A 23093-nucleotide genomic window follows, 5' to 3' on the forward strand; every position below is an offset into this window, starting at 1 on the left:
CGGCTCACTCGCCGCTGGACGCGAATTCCGCTGCAGCCTTGGCGGCCCACAGCGCCTCCTTTTGCGAGGGATAGGGCTCGTCATAGCCGTCCAGCGCGCCGTCGTCGCCGACGAACCAGACCGACCAGCCATCCGCCTCCGGCCGGATGGCGATATCGTCCGGCCGGCACAGCGCGGCGATGTCCTCGCCCGGGTCCAGCGTGACGATGCGGGTGCGGCGGTGCAGGATCGTGGTGGACATATGGCCTCCGTGGTAGTGACGACTAAGGGTACTGGCGCAGGTAGGCCAGCAGGTTGGCGATCTGGCGCTCGTCGCCGATGCCCCAGAAGCGCATCTTGGTGCCCGGCACCATGGCGTCCGGGTCCCGCAGGAAGCGCGCCAGCGCGGCGTCGGTCCAGACGATGCCGGAGCGCCGCAGCGCCGCCGAGTAGGCGTAATCGGTGCTGGCGGCGGCGCGCCGGCCGATGATGCCGTTCAGCTGCGGGCCGAAGCCGCCCCTTGCCGCCGGGCCGACCTGATGGCACGACGCGCACTTGCGGAACGCGGCCGCGCCGGCGACAGGATCGCCGGGCGGCGGTGCGGCGTGGGCGGACAGGACGAGCAGCATGGCAGGTAGGGCAAACAGGGCAAGCAGGGCGGACAGGGACAAGCGGATCATGGTGTGATTATAGGCGCTCGCCGGACCGGCCGCGGCGCGCTTCGGCGCGCACTGATATAGTAGTGTTTTTACAATATCAGCAGGAACGACCACCGATGACCCTGGACCGCTTGACTAGCCAAATCAAGACGCTGGCCGCCTGGCTGGCGCTGACCTTCGTTGCCGCCGCGCTGGGCGCCTGGGCGTCGCGCGGCGCGCCCGAGTTCTACCAGCAGCTCGTCAAGCCCGACTGGGCGCCGCCCGCCGGCGTGTTCGGCCCGGTCTGGACCTTGCTGTACGTCCTGATGGGGATCGCGGCGTGGCTGGTGTGGAAGCTGCGCGGCTGGTCCACCGCGCCACGCACCCTGGGCCTGTATGTCGTCCAGCTGGCCGCCAACGCGCTGTGGAGCTGGCTGTTCTTCGGCTGGCACCTGGGCGCCGCCGCGTTTTTCGAGGTACTGGTCCTGTGGCTGCTGGTGCTGGCGACCACGGTCTGCTTCTGGCGTGCCCGCCCGCTGGCCGGTGCCTTGCTGCTGCCTTACCTGGCATGGGTGTCGTTCGCCAGCGCCCTGACGTATGCGGTGTGGCAGCGCAATCCGCAACTGCTGGGCACCTAGGGAGGACACGATGAGCGGACCCCTGGCAGGCATCAAGGTGATCGAGATCGGCGCGCTGATCGCGGCGCCGTTCGCCGCGCGGCTGCTGGCCGAATTCGGCGCGGAGGTCGTCAAGATCGAGGCGCCGGGCGGCGGCGACCCCTTGCGCAAATGGCGCAAGCTGCATCAGGGCACGTCGCTGTGGTGGTATCTGCAATCGCGCAACAAGCAGTCGGTCGCGCTGGACCTGAAGACGCCGGAGGGTGTCGACATCGTCAAGCGCCTGGCGCTGGATGCCGACCTGCTGATCGAGAACCTGAAACCGGGCGCGCTGGAGAAGCTGGGCCTGGGCTGGGACGTGCTGCACGCGCTGAACCCGAAGCTGACGATGGTGCGCATCTCCGGCTACGGCCAGACCGGTCCGTACAAGGACCGTCCCGGCTTCGGCGCCATCGGCGAGGCGATGGGCGGCATCCGCTACACGACCGGCGAGGCCGGCGGCGTGCCCGCGCGCGTGGGCGTCAGCCTGGGCGATTCGCTGGCGTCGCTGCACGCCGTGATGGGTGCCCTGATGGCCGTGCTGCGCGTGAAGACGGGGCAGGGCGACGGTCAGGTGGTGGATGTTTCGCTGGTCGAAAGCGTGTTCAACCTGATGGAAAGCCTGGTGCCGGAATTCGACCTGCTGGGTCACGTGCGCGAGCGCAGCGGCGGCGCGCTGCCCGGCATCGCGCCGTCGAACACCTACCCGACCCGCGACGGCGCCTATGTCGTCATCGCCGGCAACAGCGATCCGATCTACCGCCGCCTGATGGCGGTCATCGAGCGGCCCGACCTGGCCGACGACCCGCGCTTCGCCCATAACGACGGGCGCGCCGCGCAGGCCACGCTGATCGACGCGGCCATCGCCGGCTGGACCTCGCGCCATCCGATCGAGACGGTGCTGGCGGCGCTGGAAGCGGCCGAGGTGCCGGCCGGGCGCATCTACTCGGTGGCGGACATCGTCGCCGACCCCCACTACCAGGCGCGCGAGATGCTGCTGCCGGCCACCTTGCCGGATGGGGTGCAGGTCAAGATGCCGGGCATCGTGCCGAAGCTGTCGGCGACGCCGGGCGAGGTGCGCTGGCAGGGGCCGGCGCTGGGGCAGCATACCGATGGGGTGTTGGCGGGGCTGGGGTTCGACGCCGGTCAGATCGCGGCGCTGCACGAGAAAGGGGTGGTGCGGTGAGTGATCCGCGCCGCGTCAAGTCTTAGGGTCTGTCCCCGGATGGGACTGACCCTGGTTTTTATCGCTACAGCGAGCGTCATCGTTATGTCTCGACGGCAAAGCGGCCACGGATGAAAACCGGGGTCAGTCCCCTTCGGGGACAGACCCCAAGCCTGTCCGCCATCTTTATCCCAGCAGGTTCAGGATGCCATCGAGCCCGACGAAGTTGAACGCCACCGTGGCCTGCTCGCGCACCACCGGCTTGGCCCGGAACGCCACCGACAGCCCGGCGATGCCCATCATCTCCAGGTCGTTGGCGCCGTCGCCCATGACGATCGCCTCGGCCGGCGTGATGCCCAGCCCCGCGCACACGTGTTCCACGGCGGCGCGCTTGGCCGCCGCGTCGACGATCCCGCCCACCAGTTTGCCGGTCAGCTTGCCGTCGACGATCTCCAGCTGATTGGCCTGCGTGTAGTCGAGCCCCAGCCGGGTCTTCAGCCGGTCGGTGAAATAGGTGAAGCCGCCCGACACCAGCAGCGTCTTCAGGCCGGCCGCCTGCACGGCCCGCAGCATCCGCTCGGCGCCGGGCGACAGGCGCACGCGCTCGTCGTACACACGCTGCAGCGCGCCCGCATCCAGGCCTTCCAGCAGCGCCACGCGGCGGCGCAGGCTTTCGGCGAAGTCCAGTTCGCCGCGCATTGCCGCTTCCGTGATGGCGGCCACCTCGGGCTTGAGGCCCTGCATGTCCGCGATCTCGTCGATGCATTCGATCGTGATCAGGGTGGAATCCATGTCCATCGCCACCAGGCGGAACTCGTCCAGGCGGCGCCGCCCCATCATGTAGGTGGCATCGAGCTGGGCGGCGTGGGCCGCCACCTCGATGGTCTGGCGCAGCGCCGGCGAGAAGGCGATGCCCTCGCAGCGTACGGCATTGGCTGAGATGCGGGTGATGCTGGTGGGCGCCGTCAGCGCGGCGATGCGCTCGGCACGGTCCAGGCAGTCGCCCTCGCCCTGCAGGACGAGGTTCATCGTGAAATCTTTGGCTAGGGTCATCAGTAACGGGAGTGATTGGGTCAGGCGGTCAGCTGTCTGATCGCGGTCTTGATCTGCGCCACGCGCGCCGGCAGGTCCGGCATGCTGGCGGTGATCTTCAGTTTGTCCTGGCCATTGAGCTTGATGTGGCGGTTCTTCTGGATCAGGGTGATGATGCGCATCGGGTCGATGGGCGGCTTCGGCATGAACTGCAGGTTGGCTGCTTCGCCATGCGCGTCGATTTTAACAATTCCCACGGTCTTCGCGGCGATGCGCAGCCGGTGCGTCTCGACCAGCGCCTTGGCCGGGTCGGGCAGCTTGCCGAAGCGGTCGATCAGCTCTTCCTGCAGGCCGTCGATGGCGTCCTGCGTCTCGCAGTTGGCCAGGCGCTTGTAGATCGACAGGCGCTCGTGCACATCGCCGCAGAAGTCGGCCGGCAGCAGCGCCGGCACGTGCAGGTTGATCTCCGTCGTGGTCGACAGTGGCGCCGCCAGGTCGGGCTCCTTGCCGGCCTTGAGCGAGCGAACCGCCTCGTTCAGCATGTCGGTATACAGCTGGAAGCCGACTTCCAGCATCTCGCCGGACTGGCTCTCGCCCAGCACCTCGCCGGCGCCGCGGATCTCCAGGTCGTGCATGGCCAGGTAGAAGCCGCTGCCCAGTTCCTCCATCTGCTGGATCGCGTCGAGCCGGCGCTGCGCCTGTTTCGACAGGCTCTGCACGTCGTTGACGAGCAGGTAGGCATAGGCCTGGTGGTGCGAACGGCCCACGCGGCCGCGCAGCTGGTGCAGCTGGGCCAGGCCGAATTTGTCGGCCCGGTGCATGATGATCGTGTTCGCCGTCGGCACGTCGATGCCGGTCTCGATGATCGTGGTGCACAGCAGGATGTTGTAGCGCTGCGCCACGAAGTCGCGCATCACCTTTTCCAGGTCGCGCTCGTGCATCTGGCCGTGCGCCACGGCGATGCGCGCCTCCGGCAGCAGTTCGGTCAGCTGGGCCAGGCGGTTCTGGATGGTCTCGACCTCGTTGTGCAGGAAGTACACCTGGCCGCCGCGTTTGAGTTCGCGCAGGACGGCCTCGCGGATGATCGATTCCCCTTCGCTGCGCACGAAGGTCTTGATCGCCAGGCGCTTTTGCGGCGCGGTGGCGATGACGGAGAAGTCGCGCAGGCCTTCCAGCGCCATGCCCAGCGTGCGCGGGATCGGCGTGGCCGTCAAGGTCAGCACGTCCACCTCGGCGCGCAGCGATTTCAGCGCCTCCTTCTGGCGCACGCCGAAGCGGTGCTCCTCGTCGATGATGACGAGCCCCAGGCGGGTGAACTTGACGTCCTCCGACAGCAGTTTATGCGTGCCGATGACGATGTCCAGCGTGCCGTCCGCCATGCCCTTGATGGCGTTGGCGATCTCCTTGCCGGTGCGAAAGCGCGACATCTCGGCGATCTTCACGGGCCAGTCGGCGAAGCGGTCGGCGAAGGTCTGCGCGTGCTGCTCGGCCAGCAGGGTGGTGGGGGCGAGGATGGCGACCTGCTTGCCGCCCATGACGGCGATGAAGGCGGCGCGCAGCGCCACTTCGGTCTTGCCGAAGCCGACGTCGCCGCACACCAGCCGGTCCATCGGCTTACCCGAGGTCATGTCCTTGATGACGTTCATGATGGCCGCGGCCTGGTCCGGCGTCTCGTCGAAGCCGAAGCTCTCGGCGAAGCGCTCGTAGTCGTGCGACGAATATTCGAACGCGTGGCCCTGGCGCGCGGCGCGGCGCGCGTACAGGTTGAGCAGCTCGGCCGCCGTGTCGCGCACCTGGTCGGCAGCCTTCTTCTTGGCCTTTTCCCACTGGCCCGAGCCCAGCGCGTGCAGCGGCGCATCCTCGGGCGCGCCGCCGGAGTAGCGCGAGATCACGTGCAGCTGCGAGACCGGCACGTACAGCTTGGTGTCCTTGGCGTATTCCAGGTGCAGGAATTCGGTCTCGCCTTCGCCCAGGTCCATGCTGACCAGGCCCATGTAGCGGCCGATGCCATGGTTGATGTGCACGACCGGGTCGCCGATCTTCAGCTCGGACAGGTCGCGCACCATCGACTCGACCTGCGTCACGGCCTCCTGCTTCTTCTTGCCGACCCGGCGCCCGGAGCCGGCGTACAGCTCCGTCTCCGTGATGAACGCCAGCGGCGCGTCCAGCGCCAGCTCGAAGCCCTGCTGCAGTGGCGCCACGCCCAGGGCGAAGGGCGCATCGGACGCGAGGAAGCCCTCGTAGCCTTCGACCAGCGCCGGCTGCAGGCCGAACTCGGCGAAGTATTGCTGCAAGGTCTCGCGCCGGCCGTTCGAGTCCGCGCACATCATGACGCGCCGGCCCGGCTGCAGCAGGTAGGCGCGCAGGTTGATCAAAGGATCGTCCAGGTGGCGGTTGACGGCCACGTTGGGGATCGGCGCGGACAGCTCGGAGGGCGCGCCGTCGGCGTCGCGCCCGATGGCCACGCGGGCATGGCGCTTGGCGCAGGTGAAGAACGCCTCGTCGCGCAGGAAGATCGATTCCGGCGGCAGCAGCGGGCGCTCGCGGTCCGACTTCAGGAACTTGTAGCGCGACTCGGTATCGGCCCAGAAGCGGCGGATGGCGCCGTCGATGTCGCCCACCAGCGCCAGGGCGGCGCCTTCCGGCAGGTAGTCGAACAGCGTGGCCGTCTCTTCGAAGAACAGCGGCAGGTAGTACTCGATGCCGGCCGACGCGATGCCGCTGCTGATGTCCTTGTAGACCACGGCGCGCGACGGATCGCCCTCGAACGTCTCGCGCCAGCGGCTGCGGAAGGTGGTGCGCGCCGCCTCGTCCATCGGGAACTCGCGCCCTGGCAGCAGGCGCACTTCCTTGACCGGGTAGAGCGAGCGCTGGGTGTCGGCGTCGAAGGTGCGGATCGACTCGATCGTGTCGCCGAACAGGTCGAGCCGGTACGGCAGCGCGGAGCCCATCGGGAACAGGTCGATCAGGCCGCCCCGCACCGAGTATTCGCCGGGCGACATCACCTGGGTCACGTGCGAGTAGCCGGCCAGGGTCAGCTGCGACTTCAGCGCCGCCTCGTCGAGCGACTCGCCCTGCTTGAAGAAGAAGGTGTAGGCGGCCAGGAAGGACGGCGGCGCCATGCGCACCAGTGCCGTGGTGGCGGGCACGATCATCACGTCGCACTGGCCGCTGCGGATCTCGTGGAGCGTGGCCAGGCGTTCGGACACCAGGTCCTGGTGCGGCGAGAACGCGTCGTACGGCAGCGTTTCCCAGTCCGGCAGCAGGTGGCAGCGCAGGCCGGCCGCGAACCAGGGGATCTCGTCCAGCAGGCGCTGGCCGTCGCTGGCCTGGGCCACGATCACGGCCAGCATCTGGCCCCGGCCTTTCAGCGCCAGCGCGGCCTGGGCCAGCGCCCAAGCGTCGGCGGAACCATACAATGCCGGCAGCACGAAGCGGTTACCGGGCTTGGGAAGGGCTTTGTTCAGGTCGAAAGGCATGCAGGCGAAGCGGCAGACGAAAGGACGAAAGACCGGGCGCTTTCACTCTGGGAAGCGGGGGCCCGGCGGACGTTGCCATTATAGTCGAAGCGCTTTTGACGCGTCGCCGGGGGCGCGGGTCAGCCGGCGCAGCGCAGCAGTACGGCTGTCACGTTGTCGCGGCTGCCGTCATGCAGCGCCAGCGCCACCAGCGCGGCACAGCGTTCGTGCAGGTCGTCGTCGCGCGCGTCCGCCAGGATGGCGGCGATGGCGCCATCGGCGCTGTCGCCGTGCAAGCCGTCGCTGCACAGCAGGAACAGGTCGCCCGGCGCCACCGGCTGCACCAGCAGTTCCGGTTGCACGGCGGGGCCGGGTCCCAGCGCCTGCAGCAACAGGTTACGGCCCGGCAGCATGGCGGTGCGGCCCGCGTCCAGGGCCTGCTGGTACAAGGTCTGGTCGTGCGTAACCTGGGCGATACGGCCGGCGCGCAGCAGGTACAGGCGGCTGTCGCCCACGTGGCCGACGTAGGCCGGGCCGGCAGGGTCGGGGCGCCACAGCGCCGTCAGCGTGGTCCCCATGCCGGTGCCCTCGGGCCGGCCCAGCGCCGTGTTGGCCTGGTACAGCCGGGCGTTGGCGTGCGCCACGGCGGCGCCCAGGGTGTGCAGGGGTGCCGCGCCGTGCGCACCCGGGGCGAAGGTATCGTCGGCGCCGTGGCCGGCAGCGCGGAGGAACGCGTGCAGCAGTGCCAGCGCTTCGGCGCTGGCGGTGGCGCCGCCCGCGTGGCCGCCCATGCCGTCGGCCACGGCCAGCAGGCCGGGCTGCGGCGCGAGCAGGAAGTTATCCTCGTTGGCCGCGCGGAACGGACCGGTCTCGGTTAGGCCGAAGGCGGTGCCGCCGGCCAGCGCGCAGTACTGCGACGTAGACAACGGCGGCGACAGCGGCGGGTGGCTGGCCATATACCCTCCGTCAGTCGCCCGGCGGGGGCGGCTGCTGCGGCGCCGGCGCGCCTGGCGGCTGCGGCACGATGTTCGACGCCGGCGCGCCGGGCGTCACCGGAATGACCGGCGGCGCACCCGGCACCGCGGCCGGCGCAGCGCCTTCGCCAGCTGCCGGCTGCGGCGCGGCATCGCCCAGGTCGATGCCCTTGACGGTCGGGTCGTTGGCGTATTCCTCGTAGATCCAGTCGCCGTCCAGCTGGACGACGCCTTCCGGCACCGGGCGCTCCGCCACGGGGCGCCTGGCCAGCGCCACCTTCATGTAGTCGATCCAGATCGGCAGGGCCAGGGAAGAGCCGAACTCGCGGCTGCCCAGCGACTTCGGCTCGTCGTAGCCCATCCAGGCCACCGCCACGATGCCGCCGCCGTAGCCGCCGAACCAGCCGTCCACCGCGTCGGTCGTGGTGCCGGTCTTGCCGGCGATGTCGGTTCGGGCCAGGCGCTGCCAGGCGGTGGCGCCGGTGCCGCTGCGGGCCACGTCGCGCATCATGCTGTCGACGATGAAGGCATTGCGGGCGTCCAGCACGCGATTGGCTTCGTCGGGACGGCTCGGCGCCGGTCCCGCCTTCAGCAGCTTGCCGCTGGCGTCCTCGATGCGGGCGATCAGGTAGGGCTGCACCTTGTAGCCGCCGTTGGCGAACACCGCGTAGGCGCCGGCAAGCTGCTGCGGCGTGACCGCGCCGGTGCCCAGCGCCATCGTCAGGTTTTGCGGATGCCTGGCCAGGTCGAAGCCGAAGCGGCCCAGGAACTCGTGCGCGTACGGCACGCTGATCGCGTTGAGGATACGTACCGACGGCACGTTTTTCGACTTCGTCAGGGAGGTGCGCATCGTGATCGGACCGTCGAACACGAAGTCGTCGTTCTGCGGGCGCCACGGCTCGCCGTTGGCGCCGCCCGGCAGCTCGATCGGCACGTCGTTGATCAGGGTGGCCGGCCCGTAGCCCTTTTCCACCGCGGCGGAATAGACGAACGGCTTCAGCGACGATCCCGGCTGGCGCCAGGCCTGCGTCACGTGGTTGAACTTCTGCAGGTTGTAGTCGAAGCCGCCCACCATCGCGTGGTACGCGCCGGTGCTGGCGTCGATCGAAGCGAAGGCCGCCGCCACCGTCGGCACCTGCGTGATGGCCCAGCGCTTCTTGCCGTCACGCTGGACATGCGAGACGCGGATGATGGCGCCCGGGCGCAGGCGGATGCTGTCCTTGGCCTTGGCCGACAGGGCGCCCGCCGCCAGCTTCAGGCCGTCGCCCTTGATCGTGACGTCGTCGCCATCGGCCGTTTCGGCGCGTACCTCGGTGCTCGATGCGCTCAGCACGACCGCCGCGATCAGGCCGTCGCTGGACGGGCGTTTTTCCAGCGCCTCGTCGATGGCTTCGTCGCGTTCCTCGCCCTCGTCCGGCAGCTCGATGAAGCCCTCCGGGCCGCGGTAGCCATGGCGCTGGTCGTAGGCGATGACGTTGCGGCGCACCGATTCGTACGCGGCGTTCTGGTCGGCCGACAGGATGGTCGTGCGCACCACGATGCCGCGCGTGTAGGCGTCCTCGTTGAACTCGGCCACGGCGGCCTGGCGCGCCAGCTCCGCCACGTAATCGGCGTGCGTGTCGAATTCCTGGCCGCGGCTGTTGACCCGGATGGTTTCCTTGACCGCCGCGTCGTACTGTTCCTGCGTGATGTAGTCGATGTCCAGCAGGCGGCGCAGCACCACCTCCTGGCGCGCCTTGGCGCGCTTGAAGTTGACCACCGGGTTGTGGCGCGCGGGGTTCTTCGGCAGGCCGGCCAGCATGGCCATCTCGGCGATCGACAATTCCTTCAGCGACTTGCCGAAATAGACCTGGGCGGCGCCGGCGAAGCCGAACGAGCGCTGGCCCAGGTAGATCTGGTTCATGTACAGTTCGAGGATCTGGTCCTTGGTCAGCGCGTCCTCGATCTTGTAGGTCAGCATGACCTCGTTGAGCTTGCGCGACAGGACTTTCTCGCGCGTCAGGAAGAAGTTGCGCGCGACCTGCATCGAAATCGTCGAGCCGCCCTGGCGGAAGCCGCCCGCCAGGTTGGCCTTCATCGCCCCCACCATGCGTACCCAGTCGATGCCGCCATGCTCGTAGAAGCGGGTGTCCTCGATGGCCAGCACCGACTTCTTCATCATCTCCGGGATCTGGTCGATCGGCACGAAGTCGCGGTGCTCCTCGCCGAATTCGCCGATCAGCACATTGTCGGCCGTGTAGACGCGCAGCGGAATTTTCGGTTTATAGTCCGTCACGGCTTCCAGCGACGGCAGTCGCGGCTTCACGATCAGGAACAGGTAGGCCAGCAGCGCCAGGGCGGCCAGCAGGCCGGCGACGCCGACGAACAGCAGGCCGCGCACGGCGTTGCGCCGATTGATCCAGGTAGTCTTCAAGTGAGTGGCTTCCAAGGTTGCGAAACCGGGCCATTATAGAGCAGTCAAGAGCGCGGGCAGGCGCCGCGCTCTTGCGGAACGGTCGGTAAGTGTCGTATCTTGATGGAAATTCTTCAGGCCGGAGTGACGCGGTGGCGCACGAATATTCGCAAGCTGGACCATACGATGGGGCGCCGGGGCCGCAATGCGGCCGGGCTGGCGCCGACTGCGACGTGCTCATCATCGGCGGCGGCATCCATGGCGCGGGCATCGCGCGCGACGCGGCCGGGCGTGGCCTGTGCGTCGCCCTGTGCGACCAGGGCGACCTCGCCGCGCACGCCGCGTCCGCCTCCACCAAGTTGATCCATGGCGGCCTGCGCTACCGGGAGTATGCCGAATTCGCCCTGCTGCGCAAGGCGCTGGCCGAGCGCGAGGTGCTGATGCGCGCGGCGCCACATATCACGTGGCCGCTGCGCTTCGTGATGCCGCACGGCCCGGGCCAGCACGCGGCGCCGATGGTGCGGGCCGGCCTGTTCCTGGTCGACCGCCTGACCCGGCGCCAGTTGCTGCCCGGCTCGCACGGCGTGCGCCTGTCCTGCCACCCGGCCGGCCGCGCGCTGCAGCCGCGCTTCACGCGGGCCTTGGTATATGCGGACGGCTGGGTCGACGACGCCCGCCTGGTCGTGCTGAACGCGCTGGACGCGGCCGAGAAAGGCGCCTGCGTGCTGCCGCGCACCCGCTGCGTGGCGGCGCGGCGCGACGGCGACATCTGGCGCGTGACGCTGCGCCGCGCCGACGGCAGCGAGAAGCAGGTCAGCGCGCGTGCGCTCGTCAACGCGGCGGGACCGTGGACGGCGCAGGTACTGGGACTGGCGCTGGGCCAGGCGCAGGCGGGCCGGCTGCGGCTCGTCAAGGGCAGCCACATCGTCGTGCCACGGCTGTTCGAGCACGATTACGCCTACCTGTTCCAGCACGCGGACGGCCGCGTCATCTTCGCCATTCCCTACGAGCGCGATTTCACGCTGATCGGCACGAGCGACGTGGACTACACCGGCGACCCGGCCGCCGTCGCCGTCGACGCCGGCGAGATCGCCTGGCTGTGCGACGCGGCCAGCACCTGTTTGCGCACACCGGTACGGCCGGCCGACGTGGTGTGGAGCTACGCTGGCGTGCGGCCGCTGCTGGACGAGGCGGCGCGCGACACCCGGGCCGTCACGCGCGACTACCGGCTGGCGCTGGACGAACAGGGCGCGCCGCTGCTGTCGGTCTTCGGCGGCAAGCTGACCACCTATCGCAAACTGGCCGAGGAAGCGGCGGACCTGTTGTGCCGCCAGTTGGGCCGGCGCGCGCCGGCGTGGACCGAACGCGCCTGCCTGCCCGGCGGCGACCTGTTCGGCGCCCAGCCGCAGAACCGAGCCGTGCTGGAGTTCGACGGCTGGCGCTCGAGCATGCAGGTGCACTACGCCTTCCTCGACCCGGCCCTGGTGCGGCGCTACGCCCGCGCCTACGGCACCCGCATCCACACGCTGCTGCGCGGGCGCACGACGCTGGCGGACATGGGGGAGGCAATCCTGCCCGGCCTGTATGAGGCCGAGGTGGCGTATCTGCGCCAGCACGAGTGGGCGCGCACGGCCGAGGATATCCTGTGGCGGCGTTCCAAGCTGGGGTTGCATCTGGGGCCGCAGGCCGCGGCCGTGCTGCAGGCCTGGCTGGACGCGCATGAGTAATCCCGAGTCTCGACGGCACGCCGGTGCAGCTATGACGTTCAGGCAGCCAGCAGGTCCATCAGGTCAAGTCCGGCGCGGCGCAGGGCGGCGAAGCGGCGCGAGCCGCGATGGCGTTCCAGGTACTGCCGCAACATTGCCTGATACGGGGCCTTGGCGCCGAAAAAGCCTGCCATCTTGACGAAGACCAATTGCAATTGCGCCTCGTTGCTCCTGCGCGCGCGTGCGTTGCGCACATGCGCGTGCATGGCGATCAGGTGGGCGGCGTCGCGTACGAGAAAGTCGAAGTCGTCCAGCGTCTTCTTGCGCTGTTCCACCAGGGCGGCGCGCTGCAGCGCATACACCTCGATCGAGTGCAGGCCCTTTTCGCTGGGCCGGCCATCGGGCTGGATACGTGGGCGTACCAGGCCATCCTCGCCGAACTCCAGATGGTCTCCCGGCTGGTCGAAATACGGATGCAGCAGCAGTCGCGCCTGCTCCTCGTCGTCCAGCACGCCAGTGTGGCTGCGCACGCGCACCCCTTCCCGCAGGAGCGGGAACTGGGATGCCTTGCCTAGTTGCTGAATGTCGTTGACGCCGGGAACCTCGTGTCCCGCGCTGCGATTGCAGCGCGGGCACGCGACCACGAGGTTGTGCCAGTTCGCGCCCAGCCAGTAGTAGCCAGGATGGTAGGCGTAGCCGGCGCCCTCGATGGAGGCCTTGGGACGGTAGTGGTCGATGTCTTTCGGCGTGACGTGCGCCATCGCGCTCTCGCAATAGCCGCACTTCTTGTTGAACTTGCCGTCCAGGTAGTCCGATACCTCCTTCTCACTGTAGATGCGGAAGACGAAATTCTCTTTCGATACCTTTTTGTTGCCGGCGTAGTGGGCCGCATTCGTGAAATGGGCGATCGCCCGTTCGGTTTCGCTGGCCGCCCTTGTCAGCCGGACCCCGCCCTTGCGGCGCACCGTCTTCTCATGAAACACCTTCAGCGTGGCCGGTGGATCGGCCTCATGCGCCACGGGAATCATGACCCGCCCCGCGCCTGCTTGATGGCGTCCCGCCACAGGGCCGTCACCGTATTGCGCGCGGCGGTGGAGGTTTTCGGCAGCCTGAGCGCGCCGCGCTGCCGCTCGCGCGTCAGTTCCCTATCCACCAGCTCGTACATGCGCTGCTCCCGCGCAGTGCCGCCGAAGTGAGCGCGGCCTTTCAGTTCGGCTTTCAGCTCGGCCAGCCGCCGCGCCTGCGCACGGTCGGGCCGCGTCAGCGCCAGCAGCGTGTAGTACTCGTCGAACAGGCTCTCCGTTTCCGGGTCCGAGGTGGAGCGCAGTCCGAAGAACTGCGACGTGAGCAACTGCTCGACGCGGTAGTCGGCCGGCGACGGCAGGTCGCCGGTCGCTTCGATCTCGCCGTTGGCGTCGCGTCCCATCGTCGTGACCTCGCCCTTGCCGACGCCGCGCAGGCACAGCGGCTCGTGCGTCGTGACGATGAACTGCATGCCGGGCAGCGCGCGCCGCAGGCTGCCGACGACGCGCATCTGCCAGCGCGGATGCAGGTGGACACCGATCTCGTCGAGCAGCACGATGCCTTCCGCATTCGCGGCCGAAGGCCAGAAGACCATGGCCGTGCGCAGGATGTCGGCGGTCAGGGCAATCATGCCCTGATAGCCATCGCTGAGCTGCGTGAGCGGGATCCAGGCGCCGTGCAGGTCGACGCTGACAACGCCATCGCGCCGGCGCAAGGTGGCTGCCGGAGGCAGGCACAACAGATCTTGCAGGATCAGCGCGACATCGCTGAACCTGCGAATGTCCAGGCTCATCAGCCAGCTGTTGGCGTCGGCGAGCGGGGCGAACGGATCGAACAGGTTGGTAACGCGCACGGGACTGTCGAAATCGTACTGCGTGTCCATCTGCCGCCGCGCCCCGAGGCGGGTGGCCCCATACCCGAGCAGCACGGTTGGGGGGGTGCTCACGGGACCCTGCGCCTGCACATCGCTTCCCGTCATGCTCAGCGTTACTTCCGCGCCGAAGGCGCCAGTGAAACGCAGTGAATCCGCCGTAAACGTCAATGTATGCGGCTCAGTAAAACCGCTGAGTTTCACGGAGACGCGCCCGCTCTTGCAGCGTTGCCGGATGAACTCACTGGGTACCAGCAGCCCATTGCGCATCAGTTCGAGGCAAGCATCCGGGCCCGCGAGCACTGCCCCGACGGCCCGCAAAACCGTGGTTTTGGCGGTGCCGTTTTCCCCCAGCAGTACCATCCATGAGCCGCCAGCGTCAGGCCCATGCGTCATGGGCAATGCAAGCTGCGTTATCGCACGGACGTTGGAGATTGAAATCGACTCGATGGTCCGGCTCTGCAACCGGTACCGCTCGAGATTGCGCTGGTGCTTCAGCGAGTACTCGGCCTGCAGCGCGGTGCGCTCGTGTTGGCGCAACCGTACGGCATCGCGCCTGGCCGCGGAGCTGGCGGAAGGCACGGCGGGCCATTGCCATTCCACGGCTGGCAGCGGCACGTCGACCTTGGCGAGCACCCGACTGATGAACTGGCGGTTGGCGCCCGCGTAGACATGGGAAGGCATCGCCAACTGAACCAGGGCCTTGCCGAGATCATGCAGTTGCATGCGTATCCGGGGATGCAGCCCGATCTGATCGTTGGCCTGTTGAATTGCCTGTTCTATCTGCGAGACATGCGCCGCGCAGGCCTTGCGCGCCGCCACCAGTCCCGGGCGATTCAAGTCGAGGACGGCGATGGTGATCGTACCTTCCTCGGTCAAGCCGCTGACTTCGCCAGACTCGTCGAACAGCAGATGTTCGCCCGGATCGTCGGAGTAAGGGTGCAGCAGAAGGCGCGATTCTTTGCTCAGGTCGCCATCTGGCGCATGCACACGGCTGCGCTCGGAGCGCAGGGGAAAGCGATTGCGTTTGGCGATATTGCATGCGCGACACGCAGGCAGGAGATTTCGGCGCTCCAATGCCGTCCACCAGTAACCGGGATGCGCGGTATTCTCCAGCACGCTGGACTTGGGCCGATACAGCTCGATGTCTATCGGCCCGGTGAGTTCCAGGTGGCTTTCGCAGTAGGCGCACTTGCGGTGGAATGTCGCCAGCAAGTGGTCGACGACGGCAGGCTCGCGATAGCTCTTGAAATCGAAGCGCTGCTGCCGGCGTTGCGCCGCCGGCAAGCTATGGAACTCCCTGGCGTGCTCGAGTTCCTTCCCCATCCGCTGAAGGACCCGGGCAGGGAGCTTCCATGGGGTGTCGGCAACTTGCAACATGAATGTTACTTTCTGGAAATAAAGCCCATTCTATTAGAAATCGCCAATCCGGACAAATGAGTATGTCGTGCCCGCCGATAAAAAAAGCGGCTAACGGCCGCTTTTTTCCTTACAAGCAGGGACGCTTACTTCACGCCATGCATCAACTTCTGGATCAACGGCGCGACGATGAACAGCACGATACCGCCACCCACCAGCGACCAGAAGCCGAACGTGTAGCCCGACAGCGCGGACGCCACCGACATGCCCGACTCGCCGCTGACGTGCGAGGCGAAGATGCCGGACAGGTTGTTGCCGATGCCGGTCGACAGGAACCAGCCGCCCATGCCCAGGCCGACCAGGCGCACCGGCGCCAGCTTCGTCACCATTGACAGGCCGATCGGCGACAGGCACAGCTCACCGATGGACTGGATCACGTAGACCATGAACAGCGTCCAGAACGGAATCTTGCCTTCGGCGGACACCAGCGAGGACAGTGCGAACATCAACAGGGCGAAGGCGACGCCGTTGAAGATCAGGCCCAGGCCGAACTTGCGCGGGATCGACGGGTCGGCGTTGCGGCGCGCCAGCCAGATCCAGATGGCGGCGACGATCGGCGCGCAGGTGATGATGGCGATCGAGTTCACGCTCTGGAACCAGGCGGTCGGGAAGACCCAGCCGCCGAAGTCGCGGTTGACGATGTTCTCGGCCAGGAAGGTGAACGAGCTGCCGGCCTGTTCGAAGAACATCCAGAACAGGATGTTGAAGGCGAAGATGATCAGCATCGCGAATACCTTGTCGCGTGCCACGGGGCCGTTGCGGAAGCCTTCGATGATCAGCATGACGGAGAGCAGGATGAACAGCACGGTCAGCACCGCCTGCAGCTGCTTGGCGCCGACCGCCAGCAGCATGAACACGACGGGAATGACGACGAAGGCCCCCAGGATCACGTACAGCACGCGCGCCATGCCCACGGCCTGCGGCTCGGGTGCGCCGATGCCCTTCAGGCCCTGGCGGCCGATGAAGAACCACACCAGGCTGATCAGCATGCCCACGCCGGAGGCGATGAAGACGATCTTGTAGGCGGGCGTGTCGCCCGTGTTGAAGATGTGCTGGGCCAGGTACTGGGTCAGGATCGGCGCGATGAAGGCGCCGCCGTTGATGCCCATGTAGAAGATGGTGAAGCCGCTGTCACGACGGGTGTCGGCGGCCGAGTACAGCTTGCCCACCATCGTCGAGATGTTCGGCTTGAACAGGCCGTTGCCGGTGACGATCGTGGCCAGGCCCAGCTTGAAGATCGTGGGGTCCGGGTAGGCGATCATGAACAGGCCGGCCGCCATGAAGGTGGCGCCGATCAGGATGGAACGCTGGTAGCCCAGCACGCGGTCGGCCACGTAGCCGCCGAACAGCGCCGCCGCGTAGACCAGCGCCAGGTAGGAGCCGTAGGTCAGGTTGGCATCGGCTTCGCCGGAGGAAGCGCCGCCGTGGAACTGGGCCACGATATACAGGACCAGGGCCCAGCGAATGCCGTAGAACGCAAAGCGTTCCCAGAATTCGGTCATGAACAACATCCAGAGTGGGCCGGGATGTCCCATGATCTGGCGGAATTCCGGGATCGCCGTTTCTCGCGCCGTATTGGTTGCACCGCTCATGCGGAGACCTCCTGAAAAAAAGTCGCCATTGTAATGTACCGGCCCGGAATGTCGATCTTTTCAGGTGGTGCACCGCAGCAATGTTGTGTGTTTGCTGAATTGTCTACAATTGTTGCAACCGTGTTGGCCCTATAGGAGGGGCGGGATGCGTGTATATTGACGGTTCGTACGGCCCTATTGCAGAGCACGGCGGGCCGGGAAACTGATAAGGATTGATGCACCATGGAACAAGGCTTTGTCGATACACTGATTTCACCAGAGGGCAAACTTGAGGTCTTGTCCAAGGCAGAGGTCGTCAAACTGCTCGATTCGGGCAAGGGCGGTCTCTACAATATGTTCCGCAACTGCGCGCTGGCGGTCCTCAACTGCGGCAGCACCATCGACGATGGCAAGGAGCTGCTGGAGCGCTACAAATCGTTCGAGATCAACATCATCCAGCGCGAGCGCGGCATCAAGCTGGAGATCAAGGGGGCCCCCGCGATCGCCTTCGTCGACGGCAAGATGATCAAGGGCATCCACGAGCACCTGTTTGCCGTGCTGCGCGACATCGTCTTCGTCAGCAACGAAGTGACGGACAACCCGAAGTTCGACCTGGCCTCGACCGAAGGCATCACGGACGCCGTCTTCCACATCCTGCGCAACGCCAACGTGCTGCGCCCGCAACTCAATCCGAACCTGGTGGTGTGCTGGGGCGGCCACTCGATCAACCGCGCCGAGTACAACTACTCGAAGGAAGTGGGCTACCAGCTGGGCCTGCGCGGCCTGGACATCTGCACCGGCTGTGGCCCCGGCGCGATGAAGGGCCCGATGAAGGGCGCGACCATCGGCCATGCCAAGCAGCGTTTCATGAGCGGCCGCTACCTGGGCATCACGGAGCCGGGCATCATCGCGGCCGAGTCGCCCAACCCGATCGTCAACGACCTGGTGATCATGCCGGACATCGAGAAGCGCCTGGAAGCGTTCGTGCGCACGGGGCACGGCATCATCGTCTTCCCCGGCGGGGCCGGCACGGCCGAGGAGATCCTGTACATCCTGGGCATCCTGCTCCATCCGGACAATGCCGACATCCCGTTCCCGCTGATCTTCACGGGTCCCGAGTCGTCGCGCGAGTACTTCGTGCAGATCAACGAATTCATCGGCACCACGCTGGGGCCCGAAGCGCAGCAGCGCTACAAGATCATCGTCGACGATCCGGAAGCCGTGGCGCGCGAGATGCAGGAAGGGATCAAGCAGGTGCGCGAGTTCCGCAAGGGCCGCAGCGACGCTTACTATTTCAACTGGGCCTTGAAGATCGACCACGAGTTCCAGCGCCCGTTCGCGCCCACGCACGAGAACATGCGCAACCTGAAGCTGCACAAGAACCAGCCCGTGCACCTGCTGGCGGCCGACCTGCGCCGGGCGTTTTCCGGCGTGGTGGCGGGCAACGTCAAGGACGACGGCATCCGCGCCATCGAGCAGCACGGTCACTTCGAGATCTGCGGCGACCTGACGATCATGGAGCCGATGGACGCGCTGCTGGCGTCGTTCGTGGCGCAGAGCCGCATGAAACTGCCGGGCAAGGCCTATACGCCGTGCTACCGGGTCGTCAAGTCGTAGGCCGGCGATGGTCGAACCGCCGTACCACCCGCCGCACGACGCCGACGCGCTGATCCTGGCGTGGCTGCGCCGGGCGCGCGAATCGCAGCTGGGCCACTACGAAATGGCGACGATGCTGGAACGGCGCAGCTACTGGCTGGGCGTGCCCGTCATCGTCATCTCCGGCGTGGTCGGCACCTCGGTGTTCGCGTCGATCGCCGCCGAGGTGGTGGCGGTCGAGGCCAAGCTGGCGGTGGGCGCGCTGAGCGTGCTGGCGGCGATCCTGTCGAGTTTGCAGACGTTCTTCAAGTTCGCCGAGCGCGCCGAGAAGCACAAGACCTTCGGCGCCCGCTACGGCGCCATCCGGCGCGAGCTGGAAGCCATGCACGCCAGTGGCACGGCGGCGCACGAGCCGAACTACATCAATGTCCTGCGCGACAAGCTGGACCGGCTGGGCCAGGAGGCGCCGGCCGTGTCCAGCGCCATCCATGCGCGCGTGCTGAAGGTGCTGCGGGCGGACACGACGCCCGTGGCCGGCGGCTAGCGTCCAGCGTCGCTTGCTGTCCAACCAGGGCGGGATGGCGCGCGGGCGCAAGGAAGGGGCAGGATTTCGACGCGCAAGACGTAGATCGGGGACGGACCTGCGCCAGGTGCGCGGTGGCGGCGCCGTGCCGGTGCTGCGCCAGGGCGGCACGTGGCCTGCGTGGTGGAGTGGGTGCGGTCGACGGTGCCGGCCGGCGCGCGCTTCATTGCCGTGGCAGGCGAGGGCGGGACCGAGAGCTACCGGATCGTCGATCTGGTGGCGATGCTGGACAGGTTGGGGTCTGTCCCCAACGGGGACTGACCCCGAAGTTCGGCTGCGTAGCGACGAGCCCGCAGAACTTCAGGGGCAGTCCCCATGCGGGGACAGTCCCTAGGCGGATCAGTCTTCCTTGCGCAGGTGCGGGAACAGCAGCACGTCGCGGATGTTGGGCGAATCCGTCAGCAGCATGATCAGGCGGTCGATGCCGATGCCGCAGCCGCCGGCCGGCGGCATGCCGTATTCCAGCGCGCGGATGTAGTCGGCGTCGTAGTACATCGCCTCGTCGTCGCCGGCTTCCTTGGCGGCCACCTGGGCCAGGAAGCGGGCCGACTGGTCTTCGGCGTCGTTCAGCTCGGAGAAGCCGTTGGCGATCTCGCGGCCCACCATGAACAGCTCGAAGCGCTCGGTGATGCCCTTGCGGGTGTCGGACGCGCGCGCCAGCGGCGACACTTCTTCCGGATAGTCGATGATGAAGGTCGGCTCCCACAGCTGCGCTTCGGCCGTTTCCTCGAACAGCGCCAGTTGCAGCGCGCCCAGGCCGGAGTGCGCGTGCGGCTTGACGCCGAACTTCTTCAGCTCGGCCGTGATGAATTCGGCGTCGTTCAGCTGTTCGTCCGTGTAGTGCGGCGCGAACTTGTTGATGGCGCCGACGATCGTCAGGCGGTGGAACGGCTTCGACAGGTCCAGCTCGCGGCCGCCGTAGGTCAGCACCGCCGAGCCGTGCGCGTCGATGGCGGCCTGGCGGATCACGGCTTCCGTGAAGTTCATGATCCACTGGTAGTCCGTGTACGCCGCGTAGAACTCCATCATCGTGAATTCGGGGTTGTGACGGATCGACACGCCCTCGTTGCGGAAGTTGCGGTTGATCTCGAACACGCGGTCGAAGCCACCCACCACCAGGCGCTTCAGGTACAGCTCCGGCGCGATGCGCAGGAACATCTGCATGTCCAGCGCGTTGTGGTGCGTGATGAACGGTTTCGCCGCCGCGCCGCCCGGGATCGTGTGCAGCATCGGCGTTTCGACTTCCATGAACTCGTTGTCCTGCATGAAGCGGCGGATCGACGCGATCGCGGCGGTGCGGGCCTTGAACGTGCGGCGGGTTTCCTCGTTCATGATCAGGTCGACGTAGCGCTGGCGGTACTTGGTCTCCTGGTCGGCCAGGCCGTGGAACTTGTCCGGCAGCGGGCGCAGCGACTTGGTGATCAGGCGCAGTTCCGTCACCTTCACCGTCAGCTCGTCCGTCTTGGTCTTGAACAGCGTGCCGACCACGCCCAGGATGTCGCCCAGGTCATAGGTACGGAAAGCTTCCATCGCCGCTTCGCCGGTGGCGTCCAGGGTGACGTAGATCTGGATGCGGCCGTCGCACTTGGCGCCGGACGAATCCTGCAGCGTGGCGAAGGCGGCCTTCTTGCCCGCTTCGCGCTTCAACATCATGCGGCCCGCCAGCACCACCGGCACGGGGTTCGCTTCCAGTTCTTCGCGCGACTTTTCGCCATGCTGCGCATGCAGGTCGGCGGCCTTGTGTTCCGGGCGGAAGTCGTTCGGGAAGGCGACGCCTTTTTCGCGGATCGCGGCCAGCTTGGCGCGGCGTTCGGCGATGATCTTGTTGTCGTCCTGGCCGGGCGCCTGGTCTTGGATTTCCGTAGTCATGGTGATTTATGCTTCTGTAGTGGTGGTGGTGACGGCACTGCTGGCGAAGAGTGCGTCGATATTCAGTTCTGTAAAGTCGCGCGCGACGCGGATGACGTTGTCGAATTCGGCGAAGGCGTCGGCCGGCAACGTGGTCGTCAGCACGACCGCGCGCATGCCGGCGCGCCGCGCCGCTTCCACGCCCAGCGGCGCATCCTCGAACACGATGCAGTGCTCGGGCGCCACGCCGCAGCGCTCGGCGGCCAGCAGGAATACGTCCGGATTGGGCTTGCCGCGCGCCACGTCCGCCGCGCCGACGACCGCGTCGAAGTGGCGGCGCAGGTCCAGGCCATCGAGCGTGAAGACGATGTTGGCGGGTGGCGCGGCGGTGGCCACGGCCAGGCGCACGTCCGCTTCCTGGGCGGTGGCGACGAACTGCTCGAAGCCGGCGACGGCTTCCAGGTGCGGCGCGTACAGCTCGCGGTACAGCTCTTCCTTCTCGGCGTCCAGTTCGGCCGTCTGTTCCAGGGTCAGGTCGGCACCCAGGTAGGTGCGCATGATCTCGTGGCCCTGGCGGCCGGCCGTGGCGCGGAAGAAGGCGTCGGCGTCGATGGCCTGGCCGCGGCGCTCGAAGAACGCCAGCCAGGACTTGGTGTGGAAGGCCATGTTGTCGACGATGGTGCCGTCCATGTCGAAGATGAAGGCACGTGCTGGCTTGCTCATCAGACGCCCTGTTTCAGCGAGGCGGCGATGAAGTCGTCCAGGTCGCCGTCCAGCACGTTTTTCGTGTTGCCGGTCTCGAAGCCCGTGCGCAGGTCCTTGATGCGCGACTGGTCCAGCACGTAGGAGCGGATCTGGTGGCCCCAGCCCACGTCCGTCTTCGAGTCTTCCAGCTTCTGCTGCTCGCTCATGCGCTTGCGCAGCTCCTGCTCGTACAGCTTGGCCTTCAGCATTTCCATCGCCTCGGCCTTGTTGCGGTGCTGCGAGCGGTCGTTCTGGCACTGCACGACGATACCGGACGGCGCGTGCGTCAGGCGCACCGCGGAGTCGGTCTTGTTGATGTGCTGGCCGCCGGCGCCGGACGCGCGGTACGTGTCGATGCGCAGGTCGGCCGGGTTGATCTCGATCTCGATGGAGTCGTCCACTTCCGGGTAGACGAACAGCGACGTGAACGACGTGTGGCGGCCATTGGCGCTGTCGAACGGCGACTTGCGCACCAGGCGATGCACGCCGGTTTCCGTGCGCAGGTGGCCGTAGGCGTAGTCGCCCTCGACCTTCAAGGTGGCCGTCTTGATGCCGGCGACTTCACCCTCGGACTCTTCCATGATCTCGACCTTGAAGCCCTTGCGTTCGCAGTAGCGCACGTACTGGCGCAGCAGCATCGAGGCCCAATCCTGCGCCTCGGTGCCGCCGGCGCCGGCCTGGATGTCGATGAAGCAGTTGTTCGGGTCCATCGGGTTGTTGAACATGCGGCGGAACTCGAGACCCTCGATGACCTTCTGGATCTCGGCCGTATCGGCGATGACGGCTTCCAGCGTGCTGTCGTCGTTCTCTTCCTTGCCCATCTCGAACAGCTCGGCCATGTCCGCGAGGTCGGCCTTTGCCTTCGTCAGCGTGTCGACGATGGCTTCCAGTGCCTTCTTCTCGCGGCCCATGTCCTGGGCTTTCTTGGGATCGTTCCAGACCGCCGGGTCTTCCAGCTCGGCGTTCAGTTGTTCCAGTTTCTCCGACTTCTTATCGAAGTCAAAGATACCTCCGAAGTTCGGCTTCGCGGGTCGTCAGATCGGCGAGCTGGGCGGAGAGGGCGTTGATGCGTTCGGCTTCCATGATTTTTATGTCTCTGTAGAGTGCGATCAAACCTCGGATTATACCTTACCGCCCTCTGCCGCGGCGTGCGCCCGCCAGCAGCACCGCGCCATAGGCCAGCGCGCCGTACAGCAGCACGATGGCGATGCAGGCCGGGACGGTCGGCGCCACCAGCCAGCTGCCTTCGGTCAGCCCGAGCGGGCCGAGTACCGGGTTCCAGGCGATGACGAGGGCCTGGGCCGGCAAGGTGGCGTAGAAGGTGACGGGGCCGGCCGGCCCGAACACGATGACGGCGTAGGAAACGAAGAAATAGGCGACCACGCAGGTGGCGGCCAGCAGGGCGCGGCGGCGGACGGGCATGGCGATGCTCCTTGAG

General features: G+C 67.0%; 18 protein-coding genes. 5 read left to right on the forward strand and 13 right to left on the reverse strand.

Translation table 11 applies throughout. The features are described 5' to 3' along the window. Positions 1–4: 4 nt before the first annotated feature. Entirely contained in the window at positions 5–241 is a 237-nt protein-coding gene (locus tag E7V67_012110) for a hypothetical protein (protein ID WUR15810.1), read from the reverse strand. A 22-nt stretch (positions 242–263) separates the two neighbouring features. Beyond that, positions 264–659 carry a cytochrome c family protein gene (locus E7V67_012115; GenBank protein ID WUR15811.1) on the reverse strand — a complete coding sequence of 132 codons (396 nt, stop codon included), beginning with the start codon at positions 657–659 and terminating at the stop codon, positions 264–266. 110 nt (positions 660–769) lie between these two features. Between E7V67_012115 and E7V67_012120 the strand changes: the two genes are divergently transcribed. Beyond that, positions 770–1255, forward strand: coding sequence for a TspO/MBR family protein (locus E7V67_012120; protein WUR15812.1), 486 nt, complete (start codon positions 770–772; stop codon positions 1253–1255). 10 nt (positions 1256–1265) lie between these two features. After that, on the forward strand, positions 1266–2459 hold the full coding sequence (locus tag E7V67_012125) for a CaiB/BaiF CoA-transferase family protein (protein WUR15813.1): 1194 nt from the start codon (positions 1266–1268) through the stop codon (positions 2457–2459). A gap of 165 nt (positions 2460–2624) precedes the next feature. Here E7V67_012125 and serB read toward each other — a convergent pair whose 3' ends face one another. The 4 genes from serB to E7V67_012145 form a co-directional block, all read right to left on the reverse strand. Next, on the reverse strand, positions 2625–3467 hold the full coding sequence (gene serB / locus E7V67_012130) for a phosphoserine phosphatase SerB (GenBank protein WUR15814.1): 843 nt from the start codon (positions 3465–3467) through the stop codon (positions 2625–2627). A 44-nt stretch (positions 3468–3511) separates the two neighbouring features. Next, positions 3512–6949, reverse strand: coding sequence for a transcription-repair coupling factor (gene mfd, locus E7V67_012135; protein WUR15815.1), 3438 nt, complete (start codon positions 6947–6949; stop codon positions 3512–3514). Positions 6950–7068: 119 nt separating this feature from the next. Further along, on the reverse strand, positions 7069–7884 hold the full coding sequence (locus tag E7V67_012140) for a protein phosphatase 2C domain-containing protein (protein ID WUR15816.1): 816 nt from the start codon (positions 7882–7884) through the stop codon (positions 7069–7071). 10 nt (positions 7885–7894) lie between these two features. Then, positions 7895–10315: a PBP1A family penicillin-binding protein gene (locus tag E7V67_012145; protein ID WUR15817.1), complete on the reverse strand. Its 2421-nt coding sequence runs from the start codon at positions 10313–10315 to the stop codon at positions 7895–7897. A gap of 212 nt (positions 10316–10527) precedes the next feature. Between E7V67_012145 and glpD the strand changes: the two genes are divergently transcribed. Further along, positions 10528–12021 (forward strand): glycerol-3-phosphate dehydrogenase, encoded by a 1494-nt coding sequence (gene glpD / locus E7V67_012150; protein ID WUR15818.1) that lies wholly within the window; start codon positions 10528–10530, stop codon positions 12019–12021. A 38-nt stretch (positions 12022–12059) separates the two neighbouring features. Here glpD and E7V67_012155 read toward each other — a convergent pair whose 3' ends face one another. The 3 genes from E7V67_012155 to E7V67_012165 form a co-directional block, all read right to left on the reverse strand. Further along, positions 12060–13028, reverse strand: a complete 969-nt coding sequence (locus E7V67_012155; GenBank protein WUR15819.1) for a hypothetical protein — start codon at positions 13026–13028, stop codon at positions 12060–12062. Continuing rightward, positions 13025–15274, reverse strand: a complete 2250-nt coding sequence (locus tag E7V67_012160; protein ID WUR15820.1) for an AAA family ATPase — start codon at positions 15272–15274, stop codon at positions 13025–13027. The genes E7V67_012155 and E7V67_012160 overlap by 4 nt, the downstream gene beginning before the upstream one ends. Before the next feature lie 125 nt (positions 15275–15399). Further along, positions 15400–16905, reverse strand: a complete 1506-nt coding sequence (locus tag E7V67_012165) for a peptide MFS transporter (protein ID WUR15821.1) — start codon at positions 16903–16905, stop codon at positions 15400–15402. A 222-nt stretch (positions 16906–17127) separates the two neighbouring features. Here E7V67_012165 and ppnN point away from each other — a divergent pair, with 222 nt between their 5' ends. Both ppnN and E7V67_012175 read left to right on the forward strand, forming a co-directional pair. Further along, a complete protein-coding gene (ppnN, locus tag E7V67_012170; GenBank protein ID WUR15822.1) occupies positions 17128–18501 on the forward strand; it encodes a nucleotide 5'-monophosphate nucleosidase PpnN in 1374 nt (457 codons plus the stop codon). Between the two features lie 7 nt (positions 18502–18508). Then, the gene (locus tag E7V67_012175; GenBank protein WUR15823.1) at positions 18509–19024 is read left to right on the forward strand and encodes an SLATT domain-containing protein; all 516 of its coding nucleotides are present in this window, start codon (positions 18509–18511) and stop codon (positions 19022–19024) included. Between the two features lie 378 nt (positions 19025–19402). Here E7V67_012175 and lysS read toward each other — a convergent pair whose 3' ends face one another. The 4 genes from lysS to E7V67_012195 all read right to left on the reverse strand — a co-directional run bounded on the left by lysS (position 19403) and on the right by E7V67_012195 (position 23077). Then, positions 19403–20932: a lysine--tRNA ligase gene (gene lysS / locus E7V67_012180; protein ID WUR15824.1), complete on the reverse strand. Its 1530-nt coding sequence runs from the start codon at positions 20930–20932 to the stop codon at positions 19403–19405. Between the two features lie 6 nt (positions 20933–20938). Further along, complete coding sequence (locus E7V67_012185) at positions 20939–21634, reverse strand: beta-phosphoglucomutase family hydrolase (protein ID WUR15825.1); 696 nt, start codon at positions 21632–21634, stop codon at positions 20939–20941. Further along, positions 21634–22738, reverse strand: a protein-coding gene (gene prfB / locus E7V67_012190) for a peptide chain release factor 2 (GenBank protein ID WUR15826.1) whose coding sequence is annotated in 2 segments (ribosomal slippage) — positions 21634–22656 and positions 22658–22738 — 1104 coding nt in all. Because the reading frame shifts where the segments join, the coding sequence is not laid out codon by codon here. The genes E7V67_012185 and prfB overlap by 1 nt, the downstream gene beginning before the upstream one ends. A 45-nt stretch (positions 22739–22783) precedes the next feature. Further along, positions 22784–23077: a hypothetical protein gene (locus E7V67_012195; protein WUR15827.1), complete on the reverse strand. Its 294-nt coding sequence runs from the start codon at positions 23075–23077 to the stop codon at positions 22784–22786. Positions 23078–23093: the final 16 nt, after the last annotated feature.

The organism is [Empedobacter] haloabium (assembly GCA_008011715.2).
Taxonomy (GTDB): domain Bacteria; phylum Pseudomonadota; class Gammaproteobacteria; order Burkholderiales; family Burkholderiaceae_D; genus Rugamonas; species Rugamonas haloabia.